The 16,695-nt window shown below is 26.9% G+C and carries 15 protein-coding genes and 1 pseudogene; 3 read left to right on the top strand and 13 right to left on the bottom strand.

What is annotated here, in order from left to right; all coding sequences use genetic code 4:
- Positions 1–95: 95 nt before the first annotated feature.
- Both AACK91_RS08775 and AACK91_RS08770 read left to right on the top strand, forming a co-directional pair.
- Positions 96–1,058, top strand: a complete 963-nt coding sequence (locus AACK91_RS08775; RefSeq protein ID WP_338965939.1) for an IS1/IS1595 family N-terminal zinc-binding domain-containing protein — start codon at positions 96–98, stop codon at positions 1,056–1,058.
- Positions 1,059–1,245: 187 nt separating this feature from the next.
- The gene (locus tag AACK91_RS08770) at positions 1,246–2,208 is read left to right on the top strand and encodes an IS1/IS1595 family N-terminal zinc-binding domain-containing protein (protein ID WP_338963247.1); all 963 of its coding nucleotides are present in this window, start codon (positions 1,246–1,248) and stop codon (positions 2,206–2,208) included.
- A 158-nt stretch (positions 2,209–2,366) separates the two neighbouring features.
- On the opposite strand, the gene AACK91_RS08765 is transcribed toward AACK91_RS08770, so the two are convergent.
- The 9 genes and pseudogenes from AACK91_RS08765 to AACK91_RS08720 form a co-directional block, all read right to left on the bottom strand.
- Positions 2,367–2,549 (bottom strand): hypothetical protein, encoded by a 183-nt coding sequence (locus AACK91_RS08765; protein ID WP_338965937.1) that lies wholly within the window; start codon positions 2,547–2,549, stop codon positions 2,367–2,369.
- A gap of 3 nt (positions 2,550–2,552) precedes the next feature.
- Positions 2,553–2,927: a RidA family protein gene (locus AACK91_RS08760; protein WP_338965935.1), complete on the bottom strand. Its 375-nt coding sequence runs from the start codon at positions 2,925–2,927 to the stop codon at positions 2,553–2,555.
- Between the two features lie 80 nt (positions 2,928–3,007).
- Positions 3,008–4,061: pseudogene (gene ilvA / locus AACK91_RS11625) on the bottom strand (threonine ammonia-lyase).
- Positions 4,062–4,314: 253 nt separating this feature from the next.
- Positions 4,315–4,623, bottom strand: coding sequence for a hypothetical protein (locus AACK91_RS08745; protein ID WP_338965928.1), 309 nt, complete (start codon positions 4,621–4,623; stop codon positions 4,315–4,317).
- Entirely contained in the window at positions 4,607–5,350 is a 744-nt protein-coding gene (locus AACK91_RS08740) for an ABC transporter ATP-binding protein (protein WP_338965926.1), read from the bottom strand. Before AACK91_RS08740 ends, AACK91_RS08745 begins: the two co-directional genes overlap by 17 nt.
- Before the next feature lie 23 nt (positions 5,351–5,373).
- Entirely contained in the window at positions 5,374–7,131 is a 1,758-nt protein-coding gene (locus AACK91_RS08735) for an ABC transporter permease (protein ID WP_338965924.1), read from the bottom strand.
- A 211-nt stretch (positions 7,132–7,342) separates the two neighbouring features.
- A complete protein-coding gene (locus AACK91_RS08730; RefSeq protein ID WP_338965923.1) occupies positions 7,343–7,573 on the bottom strand; it encodes a hypothetical protein in 231 nt (76 codons plus the stop codon).
- On the bottom strand, positions 7,573–7,989 hold the full coding sequence (locus AACK91_RS08725) for a hypothetical protein (protein WP_338965921.1): 417 nt from the start codon (positions 7,987–7,989) through the stop codon (positions 7,573–7,575). Before AACK91_RS08725 ends, AACK91_RS08730 begins: the two co-directional genes overlap by 1 nt.
- 151 nt (positions 7,990–8,140) lie before the next feature.
- A complete protein-coding gene (locus AACK91_RS08720; protein WP_338965919.1) occupies positions 8,141–8,878 on the bottom strand; it encodes a hypothetical protein in 738 nt (245 codons plus the stop codon).
- Between the two features lie 222 nt (positions 8,879–9,100).
- Here AACK91_RS08720 and AACK91_RS08715 point away from each other — a divergent pair, with 222 nt between their 5' ends.
- Positions 9,101–10,063 carry an IS1/IS1595 family N-terminal zinc-binding domain-containing protein gene (locus AACK91_RS08715; protein WP_338963247.1) on the top strand — a complete coding sequence of 321 codons (963 nt, stop codon included), beginning with the start codon at positions 9,101–9,103 and terminating at the stop codon, positions 10,061–10,063.
- Between the two features lie 158 nt (positions 10,064–10,221).
- Here the strand turns inward: AACK91_RS08715 and AACK91_RS08710 are convergent, their stop codons facing one another.
- From AACK91_RS08710 to AACK91_RS08695, 4 genes are all read right to left on the bottom strand, one after another.
- On the bottom strand, positions 10,222–11,181 hold the full coding sequence (locus AACK91_RS08710) for a lipoprotein (protein WP_338965917.1): 960 nt from the start codon (positions 11,179–11,181) through the stop codon (positions 10,222–10,224).
- A gap of 13 nt (positions 11,182–11,194) precedes the next feature.
- Complete coding sequence (locus tag AACK91_RS08705) at positions 11,195–15,292, bottom strand: ABC transporter permease (RefSeq protein WP_338965916.1); 4,098 nt, start codon at positions 15,290–15,292, stop codon at positions 11,195–11,197.
- Between the two features lie 38 nt (positions 15,293–15,330).
- On the bottom strand, positions 15,331–16,077 hold the full coding sequence (locus AACK91_RS08700) for a hypothetical protein (protein ID WP_338965915.1): 747 nt from the start codon (positions 16,075–16,077) through the stop codon (positions 15,331–15,333).
- Positions 16,078–16,196: 119 nt separating this feature from the next.
- On the bottom strand, positions 16,197–16,595 hold the full coding sequence (locus tag AACK91_RS08695; protein ID WP_338965912.1) for a hypothetical protein: 399 nt from the start codon (positions 16,593–16,595) through the stop codon (positions 16,197–16,199).
- Positions 16,596–16,695 lie beyond the last annotated feature (100 nt).

Here is a 16,695-nt window from a genome sequence, read left to right as displayed (position 1 = left end):
AAATTTAAATATTCTCTTTAATTTTGTCGAAAACTCTTGATATTTATAAAATATACCTAAAATTAGGTATATTTTTAATATATAGAGGTAAATAAATGATGAAAAAAATAATTACAGAATTAATAAATAGCTTAACAGATGATCAATTTTTAGAATTTTATGAAAAAATAAAACAACAAGCAGACTTAATTAAAAAACAAAAACGTTTAAATGAAATTGATCAAAAATTTAGAGATAAAGGCATTATATGTCCTAATTGCAAATCTTTTCATTGTGTTAAAAATGGTCATAATTCCGAAGGAAAACAAAAATATTTATGTAAAAAATGTCGTGCTAGTTTTGATGCATTTCGTCATCATTTTACTTATTGAAGTCATTTAAATTATGAACAGTGAAATTTATTAATTCAAATTTCATTGTTAGGACAATCTAGTAAAATAATTTCTCGTTTTATTAAAACAACCCCAAAAACCGCTTGATATAATCGACAAAAATTAATGCAATCAAAACAATTAGAAAATACACAGTTAAAATTTAAAAAATTAAATGGTCAAATCCAAATGGATGAAACATTTATTAAAGAAATTCATAAAGGCAATTTTAAAGATAAATTTAATAAACGAAAAACTCATCTCGATCCATTTTCAACTGATACCAAATGCTGTATTCAAATGGCGGTTGATAGCAATAATAATATTTTTGTTCAATCCACCAATACCAAAAGATTACAAAAACAATGGATTATTGAAAATATGAATAAGCAACTAATTAAAGAAAAATCAATAATTATTTCTGATATGCAACCACTATATTTATTAGTAGCAAAACAAACAAATTCTACTCTATATTCCACCAAAACTAGTACAAACCCTGATACTAGTTATCAAAAGTTAAATAAGATTAGTAAATTACAATCCAGTCTTAAAGAAGCCTTAATTCATTATCATGGTTTGGGTTTCACTAATATTCAAAATTATTTAAAGCTCTGAAAATGAAAATACCAACACAAAGGTTTAACACCAAACCAACAATCAACGGTATTATATTTTAACGTTTAAAAAATTTAAAGCAAAATCATAATCTTACACAAAATTAGTTTTCAAATTGTCATATTGATGATTTTTTTTATTTCATCAAGAGTTTTCGACAAAATTAAAGAATATTCCTTTAATTTTGTCGAAAACTCTTGATATTTATAAAATATACCTAAAATTAGGTATATTTTTAATATATAGAGGTAAATAAATGATGAAAAAAATAATTACAGAATTAATAAATAGCTTAACAGATGATCAATTTTTAGAATTTTATGAAAAAATAAAACAACAAGCAGACTTAATTAAAAAACAAAAACGTTTAAATGAAATTGATCAAAAATTTAGAGATAAAGGCATTATATGTCCTAATTGCAAATCTTTTCATTGTGTTAAAAATGGTCATAATTCCGAAGGAAAACAAAAATATTTATGTAAAAAATGTCGTGCTAGTTTTGATGCATTTCGTCATCATTTTACTTATTGAAGTCATTTAAATTATGAACAGTGAAATTTATTAATTCAAATTTCATTGTTAGGACAATCTAGTAAAATAATTTCTCGTTTTATTAAAACAACCCCAAAAACCGCTTGATATAATCGACAAAAATTAATGCAATCAAAACAATTAGAAAATACACAGTTAAAATTTAAAAAATTAAATGGTCAAATCCAAATGGATGAAACATTTATTAAAGAAATTCATAAAGGCAATTTTAAAGATAAATTTGATAAACGAAAAACTCATCTCGATCCATTTTCAACTGATACCAAATGCTGTATTCAAATGGCAGTTGATAGCAATAATAATATTTTTGTTCAATCCACCAATACCAAAAGATTACAAAAACAATGGATTATTGAAAATATGAATAAGCAACTAATTAAAGAAAAATCAATAATTATTTCTGATATGCAACCACTATATTTATTAGTAGCAAAACAAACAAATTCTACTCTATATTCCACCAAAACTAGTACAAACCCTGATACTAGTTATCAAAAGTTAAATAAGATTAGTAAATTACAATCCAGTCTTAAAGAAGCCTTAATTCATTATCATGGTTTGGGTTTCACTAATATTCAAAATTATTTAAAGCTCTGAAAATGAAAATACCAACACAAAGGTTTAACACCAAACCAACAATCAACGGTATTATATTTTAACGTTTAAAAAATTTAAAGCAAAATCATAATCTTACACAAAATTAGTTTTCAAATTGTCATATTGATGATTTTTTTTATTTCATCAAGAGTTTTCGACAAAATTAAAGGAATATTCTTGAATCTTTTGGCAATATTAATGATAAGCTTCTTTAATATATTTTTCTTTTAATTCAAAATCAGCTTTGGTAAGATTATTTTTTTAAGTGCTTGTTTTAAAAACGAAATTTGTTGTTTATAAAACGCTTTTAATTCCCCTTGCCGATCAGTTCATTGATAAATTTTTTCTGTGTGATGAAGTAAATCATTCTCATTCTTAATAATTTTTTCTACTTGAGTTTGATTTTCCATATGTTATTTAAAGGCAATAACTTCAATTTCAACAAGGCCAGATTTTGGTAAGTCTTTCACCGCAAATGTACTTCTTGCCGGTTTATGTGAACCAAAGAATGCTTCATAAACTTCATTAACAACAAAAAAATCGTTAATATCTTTTAATAAAATTGTTGTTTTAACAACATTATTTTTGTGATAGTTTGCGGCTGTTAAAATCGCAGCAATATTTGTTAGAACTTGGCTAGCCTGACTTTGAATATCAGCGCCTAACACCATTGTTTTCGGATCAAATCCTAATTGTCCCGAAATATACAAAAAGCCATTTGAAAGTTTTACTGCTTGAGAATATGGACCCACTGCTTTGGGTGCTTGATCAGTATAGATTAATTCCATTATTTTATAATTGAATCAATAAATTCTTTTTCCATCACAGTATATCCCAACTTCTCTAAGTCAATAACAATGTCTCCTAATTAAGCTTTTGTATTAATATCAACTACTAATCGAATAATTTCTCGATTAATTTCTAAACTATTTTCTAATTGTGAATCAGAAATTTTATGAATTTGAACACCATGAGAATCAACAACATTCGTAATCTTTGTTAAATGTCCTTTCCCTAGTGGTGCATCAATTTTTAAAACAACCCTACGCCGCTGATTAATTAAAGCTCGGTTTGTAATATTTAAGAAAGTTGTCACATCAATATTTCCCACTGATAAAACACAAACAATTTTTTTGTTTTTAACATTTAGTTTATTAAATAGCATTGCGGCCGTGGTTACTGCCCCTGCGCCTTCTGCGACAATTTTACAATTTTCAAATAAAAATAAAATTGTTTCAGCAATTTCTGCTTCTGATACAAGGATAACATCATCAACATATTTATTTAAAATACTAAAGGTAATATCACCAGTTTGTTTAACCGCAATTCCATCGGCAATTGATAATTTACCGTGAACTGAAAACGATTTATTGCTTTTCCTTGCTTCATAATAACTTGGAACATTTTGACTTTGTACACCTATTAATTTACAATTGGGATTTACAGCTTTGACATAACTTGCAATTCCTGAAAGGATCCCCCCCACCAATTGGGACAAGAATGTAATCAACATCTTTCAATTCTTCTAATATTTCTATTGCAATTGTTCCCTGACCAATAATAACATCAGGATCATTAAAAGCATGAACAAATACTTTATCTTCTGCTTTTGCAATCTCTAATGCTCTTTGATTGGCATCGTCAAAAAAATCACCATGCAAAATCACTTCTACACCATAATTTTTAGTTGCATTAATTTTACTAATTGGAGCTGTTTTTGGCATCACAATTGTCGCTGGAACTTTTAATAAGTTAGCTGCAAAACTAACTCCTTGTGAATGATTCCCAGCGCTTGCCGCAATAACGCCCTTTTTAATTGTCGCTGGTTCAAGAGCCATCATTTTTGATAACGCTCCTCGTAATTTAAACGAACCAGCACGTTGTAAGTTTTCTAATTTTAAATAGACTTCATTATCAGTAATATTGCTTAATTTTGTTTCATAAATTACTGGAGTTTTGATAATGTGGTTTTTAATTTTGTTATATGTATTTTCAATTCGTTCTCTTGAAATATCATATTACATATATTGTTCCTTCTTTCTCCGAATTTGTTTGAGCCTAATTTAATTATACAAAAAAAAATATTCTTAAATTTTTCAATTCTTATAAAAATATTTTCTTAATTTGGTTGTACTTTACCATAATTTACTGTAATTTATGACACTTTATCATTCCCTAACGACCGTATCCCCCCGGTCCAGGACCTACCCCAGGACCTGGTAAAAATTTTTGACTTTTTTGATTTGATTTTTTTCGTAATTTTCGATTTGTTGTCATATTAGGTGGTAAAGTAATATTTAATTTTTGTAGTAAGAAATCAAATGAAAATTCAACTTCACTAATTTTTACAATCTTAATCCGTTTCTTTAACGCATACTGAGTAACATAATATAAATGTAACGGCGAATTTAAAACAAAATTTAAATAATTATTGGTCTTATCATATCAATTTGGTACCCGATTAGAGTTAAAATAACGCATCATAGCCTGTGTGATTATTAGTAACAAAATAATAACTGTTTTTAATATTAAAAGCCGCTAATTGACCACTATAAATTTGGGTTCCATTCATAACCATTGTAAATTCATCAATATATTCTTTAATTTCATCTAGTAAATGTGATGAAAAAAATACTGTTTTTCCACGTAGGGTTAATTGTTTTAAATAAAAAATAATTTTTTTTCGATTATTAATATCTAATCCTGCTTCTGGTTCATCCAAAATTAAAATTTCTGGATCATGAATAATTCCTTGAATAATCATTACCCTTTTTTTCATCCCCGATGAAAAAGAATTAACATCTTTATCACGGTGTTCTCAAATTTCTAATGACTTCATTAAGTATTCAATTCGTTCCCGTAAATATCTTCCACGCAAACCATTTGTTTTTCCCATGTATTTTAAGAAGTTATAAGAACTAATGTTTTCTGGAAAAGTAATAAATTCTGGTACATAACCAATCATTTTTTTCATTCCAACTTTGGTTGCTTTTTTACCAAAAATAGAGATATCACCTTTAAAACATTTTAACCCACCAATTAAAGACTTAATGAAAACGGTTTTTCCACTACCAGAAGCTCCTAAAATTGCATGTAATTTTCCCCGTCCAACATTAAAGTTAAAAGGACCAACAACACTATTTTTAAATTTTTTAGTAAAAATTCGTGATGAGATTGCAACTTCACTGACTACTAATGCATTATTATTCATTTCTTAGCATCCCCTTTCAACTTTTAAGTAATATTTTTACGGCGTAAGATTAAATAAGCAAATATTAAGAAAAGACACGATAAACCGAGATAGATATATTGAATTAAACTAATGTTCAAAAATGGTGCTGGGTAAACATCAATTTTCTTATCAGCCCCTAAGGCTAGACGGAAATCTTGATAACTCATTAAATAGTTATTTTGAACCTCAAAGTCAATGTTACTCCGCTGTAATGGTTCAAATCAATATTGCGCGAAGTTTAACGAAGCGGTTCAAATTTGGTTTCAATGTTCAATAATATTAAACTTCGAAATTAAACCATAAGTATTCATTAGGTTATCATATTTAATTCACTCATTGTTAATTTTAATTGGTTGTTCTTCAAGTAATTTATAATCCATTATTTTCTTTAAAATATTAATTTCAATTTCACGAAGAACAAACAGGGTTGGTGAATCAAAATAATCTAAGACCCAATCTCTAAAATCACTACCATTATTATAATCGGACAATGTTCCTTTGTATTCATTATCTCATTCTTGACGAAAAACATCCGTTGGATTAAATGAATTTTCTTCCGATAATGTCCGATCAACTGTTACTAATTTGCTATCATTTGTCGTTGATAAACTATAATAGGAAGCAGTGGGATTAAAGTAAAATAACGATGTCCCACTAAAAAGATTCATTGTAATATAATTTGTTCATGAACCCGCTGCCTTTGAGACAACTGCCATGTAATCAGCAAGTTCTTTTTGAACGGGGTCATTTTGATCTAATTCTTGTTCTGATTTGAAAAAATAATCTGTTGCAAAATTAACTTTCATTGAAACATCATTTCCGCTCGCTGCTCCAACATTATTAATAATTGTTTTAAGATCTTCAAGCTTATTATCATAAAGATATCTTGTTGATGAATCTCATGTTTTAAGTTTTTTGATTTCAAATTCTTCTGTTTTAGGAACAGTTAATCCTAAATTTTTATAAAAATCTAAGCGACGAACACGTAATGCTGGGTCACTAGTAATATCTTTGTAGTCATCATTTTTAAAGACTAAATTTAAATCACTATAACTTCATTCATCATAAAAGTTTCAAATCGCATTAGTTAAATGAGGATATTTAATTAAATCTTTTTTAAGATTCTTTTTAAAATTAATTGTACTTTTAATAATTGGAACTGGATAGTTTTGAGTAATACTATCATTAGCAAATGTTAATTCAACGGTTTTTGCTAAACTCATAATTAATGAATATGGCATCCCACCAACTAGAAACAAACTACAGAAAATAACAACAATTAGTAAAACAACTTGTGAGTTTAAAAATGTTACCGCAAATAAAATCCCACTTGAAGCAAAAAATGATAATGCCATTGAATAAAGAAATAATTTTAATAATAAATTTTGATAAACTTGTAAATATTGGGGATCCTTATTAAAAATATTACCTAAATAACCAATCCCAAAAGCAAAAAGAATAATTGTTCCTAAAAAAAGAAGAATTAAAATTCAAAGGGCAATTATTTTTAATAAGAACAGGACAAATCGTGAATATGGCTTTGAAATTAATAACAAATATGTTCCATCTTCAAATTCACGACCAAAAATTTTAATAATTACTAATAAAATAAATAGCAATAACAAAATATTATTAAAGATAAAAACGCCATACTGAAAATTCTTAAAAAACTCATAAACATTTTTTGAAGAAGAAAATAAAGTAATAGCAACTGCCCCAAATAAGACAACTGATAAAATAAAAAGAACTCAAACCGCCATTGAACGGCGTATTTTAAAAATTGAAAAAGAAATCAACGACCATCATAAATTTGATTTGCCTGATCTTAATACTCTATTCGCCACCTACAACCCCTCAAATCTTTTAATAATTTGTTATACATATATATTATATAACATTTTCATGATTTTTGATACTGCTTTTTTACTGCAGCGAAAAATACCATAATGACCAAAAAATAAATAATATTGCCTAAAAGGCAATATTATTTGTATATTTAATTTTTAAACTATATTTAAAATCTAATTGAAAGTGCGATTGATCAAAGGGTTGTTCTCAAGAGTATGGGACAAGGTCAATAATTTTATCTTTCTTGTTCTCTTTACTAAAAATTCAATGAATACGTAAATTTTGAATATTTCCATTTTTACGAATTTGAACAATTTCACGCGTTGGTAAATATCTTTCGTTTAAAGCTGACATTAAAATATTTTTTTTTGATTTTTGGAAAGAGCAATTGGTAATCCCAATGTTGGTAAATATCCTGTTCATGTGTCAACGCTAAATTTAACTGGTTTATCATATAGTTTTAATAATGGCTCAAAATGTTTTTTAAAAGTAGTTGTTTCATAAACATTATTGGCCCCCTTATTTAAATTAGCAACACCATTAATTTTAATAGCATCATCAAGCACTTCTTGTTTAATTTTAACAGCAAGACGAAGAATCGCTTGTCCAGTATAACCTTCTATTTCGGTCGCATCTAATTGTAAATTAACAATATTTGATGATTCTTGTTCTAAAACTATTTTAAGGTTATTATTTTTGAATAAGGTTTGTAATGAATCAGAAACATCTTTTAATTCTAATAATTTTGCTTTAATTAAATTAACGTCCATTTTATCTACTTCAATCAAATTATTGTTATTTTGGGTAAAATCAAAACTATACTTTGAAATATCAATATCTTGAATTTGTTTTTGAAATTCCTTTTCGTCCTGATTATCTTGGTTTTGTTCATCTTTACTGTCTTTGCTATCTTGGTCATCCTTAATATCTTTTGATATCTTGGTCTTGACCCTCTTTAGTATCTTTATTATCTTCAATCTGATCATCATTGTTATCTTTAATATTTTGTTCTTCATCATCAACACCAATGCTAATATCATCATCTCCAATAATGTTCGAGTTAATGATACTACTACGTGTTGATATACGATAAAATTCATATCCAATTGCACCACCACCAGCTAATAATATTAATAATAAAATAACAAGAACGATTCATACCCAATACCGGATCTTTCTTTTTGAATTCTTAATTTGTACTAATTGTTGGTTTGAGTTTGCAATTGGATACGACAATGATTCTTTATTTTTTATCGCAAGTTCTTGATTAGTTGCAGAAAAGCCCATTAAGATGTCATTATTAAAATGAGATAAATTATTATCTTGTTTAACAGTCATCATATCTCTTGCTAACTTTTCATTAAAAGCTAAAACCTCAGCAACATGTTCTGGCATAATATCATTTTCCTCAAAATAGTCATCCTTAGATTTTAATAAATCTTGGTTTCAAAACAAGGCATAAAACTTATTACGACATTTAATCGCAAGAATTGCCTTTGACGTAATTGCTTTAATTTCATTTTCACTATGATACTGGCAAACCATTAAATCATTAATATTATCCATATCATTATTTTTAATGGTTGTTATTGTTTGCATTAATTGTGTTCAACATTTATTACACATTTCTTTCGCAATATAAAAAATATTTTTTGGCAATATAAAAACCTCCTTAAATAATTAATTTAAATAATATTTTAATAAAAGAGCCTGATATTTTTCTATCACAGTGTTTTCTTATACAACAGTTTTTTCTATATACATTATACCATAATTTTTGAAAATATATTATATCATATTTCTTTAATTTTGTCGAAAACTCTTGATATTTATAAAATATACCTAAAATTAGGTATATTTTTAATATATGGAGGTAAATAAATGATGAAAAAAATAATTACAGAATTAATAAATAGCTTAACAGATGATCAATTTTTAGAATTTTATGAAAAAATAAAACAACAAGCAGACTTAATTAAAAAACAAAAACGTTTAAATGAAATTGATCAAAAATTTAGAGATAAGGGCATTATATGTCCTAATTGCAAATCTTTTCATTGTGTTAAAAATGGTCATAATTCCGAAGGAAAACAAAAATATTTATGTAAAAAATGTCGTGCTAGTTTTGATGCATTTCGTCATCATTTTACTTATTGAAGTCATTTAAATTATGAACAGTGAAATTTATTAATTCAAATTTCATTGTTAGGACAATCTAGTAAAATAATTTCTCGTTTTATTAAAACAACCCCAAAAACCGCTTGATATAATCGACAAAAATTAATGCAATCAAAACAATTAGAAAATACACAGTTAAAATTTAAAAAATTAAATGGTCAAATCCAAATGGATGAAACATTTATTAAAGAAATTCATAAAGGCAATTTTAAAGATAAATTTGATAAACGAAAAACTCATCTCGATCCATTTTCAACTGATACCAAATGCTGTATTCAAATGGCAGTTGATAGCAATAATAATATTTTTGTTCAATCCACCAATACCAAAAGATTACAAAAACAATGGATTATTGAAAATATGAATAAGCAACTAATTAAAGAAAAATCAATAATTATTTCTGATATGCAACCACTATATTTATTAGTAGCAAAACAAACAAATTCTACTCTATATTCCACCAAAACTAGTACAAACCCTGATACTAGTTATCAAAAGTTAAATAAGATTAGTAAATTACAATCCAGTCTTAAAGAAGCCTTAATTCATTATCATGGTTTGGGTTTCACTAATATTCAAAATTATTTAAAGCTCTGAAAATGAAAATACCAACACAAAGGTTTAACACCAAACCAACAATCAACGGTATTATATTTTAACGTTTAAAAAATTTAAAGCAAAATCATAATCTTACACAAAATTAGTTTTCAAATTGTCATATTGATGATTTTTTTTATTTCATCAAGAGTTTTCGACAAAATTAAAGTCATATTTTTAAAATAAAAAAACCTTAATTAAGGTTTTTTTTAAAATATTTTTGGTAATTAATTAAAAGTTAATTCAACTTCACCAGTATAATATTTAGAGTGATCATAAGCAACAATTGTTCCACCCTTTTGATCATCATTAATCGTTAAATATAAATCATTTAATAAAGCACTTAATCGTTTTAACTGACTAACAAAGTTAGCACTAATAAACATCATCATTGTTTGCAAAATTGTAACTTTTGGTAATTTTCCTAAATTTGTCGTTAATTTCATTGCTCCTAAATCTTCTTGTTTCGCTGGACGTTCTGGTGTCTTAACTGAAAAGTGAATAGTAATTGAACCATAGTAATCTTTCGTTGGATCATCATGTTCACTTCAATGGTCTTTTCCTGTTTTTAAAATAGATTCAGTTTGGTCTTTATTAACTACAATGTTTGGTACCTGACTAATTTGTTGATTTCAAATTTTGGGTGTTTGTTCACCAATAAAAAATTCACCAAATTTATCTAATTCTGAAATAAGTTGCATATTGTTAAAAACAATTGCAATTAAAATTGTTTTTGGCCGAGCATCATCAATAACACCTAAATCAATACTTTTTATCTTATCAGCAAGATGATTTGAAGTTATTACTGTCTTATTAATCTTTATCGTATTAACTGTTGTACCATCATTAAAATTTAATTCATAATTACCATTTCGATATAAATCAATTTCACTTGGTGCTTTTGATTGATTATTAAATTTATAATTTTTAACTAATTGATTAAAATTTCATTTTGATCCTTGAAACAATTGGGCTAATTGTTCTAATAATTTGGGAATTGTTTGTTTAGAATCTTGCGGATTAATTGTTTTAAAATTAATCCCCTCAAACCCAGTTACTTCTAATGGTAACACTGGTGGATCAACTGGAATATTATTTCAGTCATCACTTTTATTACAACTAATAATTGTCGTCACTGGTGTTATTGTTAAAACACTAGTTGTCAAAATCGCTAACAGTTTTTTCATCCTAATCCCCTCCTTAATCCGCATTCATAATCGCAATTAATGGATTAATGCGATTCATATTAAATCAACTAATTAAATACGCAATAAAGTATAATAATAAGCCACTGCCAATTGCAACAATTGGAATCATTATATTGATAAATAATGGCAATACTAACCCAATTCTAATTAAAATCATATTAGAAATCGTTAAGAAGAGCCAACCAAAACCAAATCCGGCAATTGTCATAATGACAATAATCGGAATATACATTCCAATAACTAATTTTGTAATATACCGGTTACGATATCCCAGAACTTTCATTGTTGCAATAATTGTTTGATTTTCAGCAATTACAATATTACTTGTTAAAATAATAATCATAAAACTTAACACAAAGGAAATTCCAATGATGAAGAAGACAACGCCATTAACAGCTTTCGCAATGTTTCCTAAAATTGTTTTAGCTTGTTCAATTGGCATTAAAGTACCAAAAGTACTATTTGAATATGCTGGATAAGAAATTCCTGTTACGGGTTTAATACCACCATTTAATCCATAAAAACTATAATCACCAAATAATTGACTTGTTCCTAATCCTGCTTCAATATCATCAACTTTACTACTATTTGAAATTTTATAGTTAAAAATAGGATATTCATTTTGAAACACAGCAATTCAATCAACACTACTTTGTCCTGTTCTTCAGTACTTAACAAATTCATCTCATAAATGCTTATTCCCTGCTGTGGCAGGATGCTGTTGAATAAACGCTTCTAACATATTTAAACTAGTTTTATTTGCTGCTGATAACGTGTTATTATTTTTAATAAAAGAATTACTTCATTCATTTAAGAATAAGCGTAATAAATAATCTCGTGTTTTATCATATCATAACAACTGTTGTGCACGTTCCTCATTAATTCAAGCCCGAGCAGCACCAAATTGGTTTGTAATCCCGACAACTTTAAATTGTGAAGAATTAGTTTGATTAGTAATTGTATAACTTCCATTAACAATTTTATCGTTTAAAATTGTTGATCTTGTAAAAGTGAGGTCAGTAATATCAATCCCACTTTTTAAAACATATTCATTAGTGTTTTCTTTTAAAACACTATTTTTATAGTTATTATCACCATTAAACATTAGTTTTCCAACATTGCCAACAGCACCACTAGCACCCGTTACCTCACTTGCATCTCACCCTTGTAAAATACTATCCGCCGTAACACTAGAATCACTTGCTAGTAATGCTTTTTGAATAATGCGCGGATCAATAGTATCACCAACTGCAATTACTAATCGTTTGGCCAATGTTTCATTTAGAACAATGTTATTATTTGATGTAAATAATTTTTGTTTTAAATCTTCTTTATTTTTATTAGTTAATACTTGATTTTTAAAGGTTTGATTAATTCCATACATTTTAAAATCAATACTATTAACTTCAGCATTAACCATTGTTCCACGATCATCAGTTAACGGATTAAAAGGAATTACCCCAAATGTTAAATTAAAATTATTATTTGGTGTTTTAAAGGCTTCTTGCATTTTAACACGAACTGTTTGTGGTGAACGTGAATAAGCTCCTTGAATAAAACATTGATTAACATTATCAACAAAATAAGCATAAATTCAATTATATAAATCATACATTGGTTTTTTTAAACGAGTATTAAAGTCGCTTCCTGTTCCTGAATCTAGGACATCATAAAACGATGTTGTCAATGGTTGTTCCAATGCTGGACGAAAATGATTATTGTCTAGCACAATAACAGCATTTCCTTGTCAAAAATCTCTTTGATAATCACTCTGCGTGAACATTTCTTGCTCTAAATTATCATTTAAACTAATATTCCCGGTTTTATCAAAATACTTGTCACTTTTAATATTTAAAGCAAGTGTGTCACGATATTTTCAATAAAATAAGCGGTAATTTTCTAAAGCACTGATATTTTCGCGTGCTGTTTCTGTTGTTCGTAAATATTGTTCAATTGTTGTTTTTGTTAAACTACTTAAACCAAAATCCTTGTAATCACCTCATGATGTTGTACAAATTGCTTTTGATGAAACAGCATCCTTTGATTGCAGTTTTTTACTTTCTGAAAATTCTTTTGAAATATTAGAATATGGTAATGAGCGCATATCTTCAGCATTATATGTTGGTGTATAATTCTCGGGATTAATTTGCCCTGTTACAAAATCGCGTAGATATTGGTTTGAATAACTTGTCATATTAGTATTTGGTAAAAAACTATTCTTACTATCTCACGGTTTTTGCGTTGGATCATAAGTTTTTAAAAAGGTCATTGGTAAATTATAAATCGGACTATTATATTCAACTAATGTTTTATAATTATCTCCTTCATATGAATAACGAATATTGTTTTGTAAAATAATTGGAATTGTTGTCGACATTGTAATCATAATCGTACTAATAATCATTGTTAAGGAAACTCCAACCATTTTTCCTAATGAATTTGATAATTGCACCGCTTGAAAACGAGCATCAAATGTTTTCCGAATTGCAAACATTTTATAAACCGCTTTTTTTAAACGTCCATTTGAAAACGTTTTTTCTTTCCGAATTAATTGCAGTGGTGTTCGTGATACCATCATGATTGTTCCACTAATCATTGTGACACAAGTTAATAAAACAAAAATAAACAAAACACAAGTTAATAATGCTAGTAGTGCAAAGACAAAATTACCATATGGTAAATTAAAATATGTCCCAAATAAGTATTTAATCGTAAATTGGCCACTAATTCCACTAGCGTAACCAATAACACCCCCAATTAATGCAATCATTAAGGGATAAGAAATATAACTAAGTGTTAATACACGACGACGATATCCTAATGCTCGTAATAATCCGTTTTGTGGTCCGGTTGCATCAATTTGGCGACAAACCACTAAGATTAGGACAAAAAAGGAAATAATTAATAAAACAGTAATTAAAATATATGACCCCCCAATAAAGGAATTTAACGTTGTTGTAAAATAAGTAATCCGCTTAGCAAATTCATAACGATGATCGGTTAGAAAAGTAGCAACTGGTAAACCAGTCGATAATGTTTTAACATAATATGAATGTAACCCAATATGTTGGCCTTGTTCACTATTAATATAATTATTAATCGTTTGACTATAAACACTACGAATATTATCCTTGTTCGTTTGACTAAATTTTCCAACATAATAAATTTCACGATCTAACTGACTTTCTGGAATTAGCACTTGTCTTGTTGAATCTAAGGCTGTTACTTGATAATGTTGTCCTTTTGTATCAGCAACTTCTGTTTCAACTAATCCAAATAAACGTGGATCTAAATACGCAATTCCTTCGTTATTCATATTTGGAAATGGATGTGATGCATCAATAATTGGTGTAATATAATCAGCAGATTGACCAAACCCAACTACACGAAATCAATTTTCATTACTATATGGTGATGTTGGTAACCATTTATTGATATCTTGATGTTCATATGGCGCTAAATTAACTTTTTGTAATTCACTATCAGCAACTTTAATTGTTGTTCCATAACGGTCTGTTTGTAATCGAATAACATCATTAATTTTAATATGATTTTTTTGCGCAAATTGCGGCGTTAAATAAATTCAGTGCATTGTTTCACGATTAATTGATTCTCAATATTGTTCATAAAAAGCAATTGGCATTCCAACCGAAACAATAAACCGATCAATTGCTTGTTTTGGATTTAATGTTACTGCTTTAATAACTTTATTATTTCCCAAACTAAATGTTCGTGCTTCAACACGATCATAAGAAAAACTTTCATCATTATTATTAACTTGTTGTTTAATAAACTCTAAAATAGCATTTTGTCGTAAATTACCATCAGTAATATTTTCAAACTGATCAATCCCCCCATTTGGGTTTTTAACATAATTAGTTTGAGCAAAATTAATAACAAAATCATGTTGATTACTTACTTGTTCTGAAATAAAATTATTATAATTATTTTCAACACGCTGTTTTGAAACTTCAATAATTGTAAAAATAAAACTAGTTAAAAACACTAAAATAACTAATCCAACAAATTGAATTTTATTTTTAACTGTGTTTTTAAAATTGTTTTTAAATAATAACTTAAAACCAGGCATTTTTTCACACTCTTTCTCTTATTTTTTAATGTTTGAATTTAATTAAAAATAAAACGAGGTGGTGTTGATTGTTTTTTAAATTGTGTTAATAGTTCGGTTTTACGTAAATTATCAATAAGACAAGTACATTTAAGAAATCAGCGATCTCTAGCAAAACCTAATAATAACATTAATAAAAGGGAAAATGATAATTTTTGTTGTTGACAAAAAACATCATTTGTTAGTGTTACTGCTCAAAATGTTTGATAACTAGAAAAAATAACATCATTAATATTTTTTAAATACCCAATATATAAACGAAATAGTAATAACATTGCAATAAAACTAAGCGTAAAAATTGCATAAAAAACATAACAAAAAATAACTAGAAAAGAATATATTGCTTTATAACTAATTATTATTTTTAATTGCATCATTAATGAAGTTTCACCAAAAAATAAAACACTTGAAATTATGAAAATATTACCTAATCATAAGATAATAATTTGCCAATTTGAATATAAAATTACTTTTCAAGTTGAAAGCGTTTCTTTTTTAATTTGCTGAAAATTAACTAAGATTTGCGCGAGAATTCCCGTGAAAAAAAGAAAAATAATACTTGATAAAAACAAATACAATAAATTTAATGCAATATTTAAGAAACTATAATTATCTTCAAGATTAATAATTGAAAAAGATGATGAGAAAAAAATATATCCTAAAAAAATAACAAAGAAAGCATTAATAAATCTTTGATATTTCGTAATAAAATTTGTTTTCATTTTCATCACCATAACTTTCATCATATTTTGCTGATTTTATTATAACATTAATATTAAAATAATGTATGGCATAAAATAAGCCTTATTACCTTAAAATAACAATAAAAAACTATTATTTTACAATGATAGTTTCCTTAATAACATTAATCTTGTTGTTGTTGATTAATGATAATTGGTCGTGATTTATTGATTTCATATTTACCCACTAAAATTAAAATTCCACCGATTAAAAATGAAAATAATAACGAAACAATTCCAGCAGCAATGTGTGATTCTGCTTTACCCTTTAAAACACTGGTGCACAATATTATTGGGGCAATTTGAACTGACCCAATTATTAAGTACATAATTCCAGCCATTGCCCCAAAACCAGCAAAGTAACCAGTTGTCATAACAAAAGCTAATAATGCACAAAGAACAAAAAACCCTAATAAAATTGATGATATAACAATCGATAAAATACAACCAGCACGACATAGATTATCTGTTTTTTTTCCTTCAAAAGAACCTTCTGAATTTCAATAGATATAATTTTGATCCATTTATATTTAATATTCTCCTTTCAATATTTTCTAATTTATAAATTAAAAGTTTAACTTATTGTTACTCTATTTTTTTACTTATTATTTTTCAATATTAGTT

The organism is Spiroplasma endosymbiont of Sarcophaga carnaria, from assembly GCF_964019595.1.
Taxonomy (GTDB): domain Bacteria; phylum Bacillota_I; class Bacilli_A; order Mycoplasmatales; family Mycoplasmataceae; genus Spiroplasma; species Spiroplasma poulsonii.
Note: the sequence above shows the minus strand (reverse complement) of the source record. Positions and strands in the feature narration are given on the sequence as shown.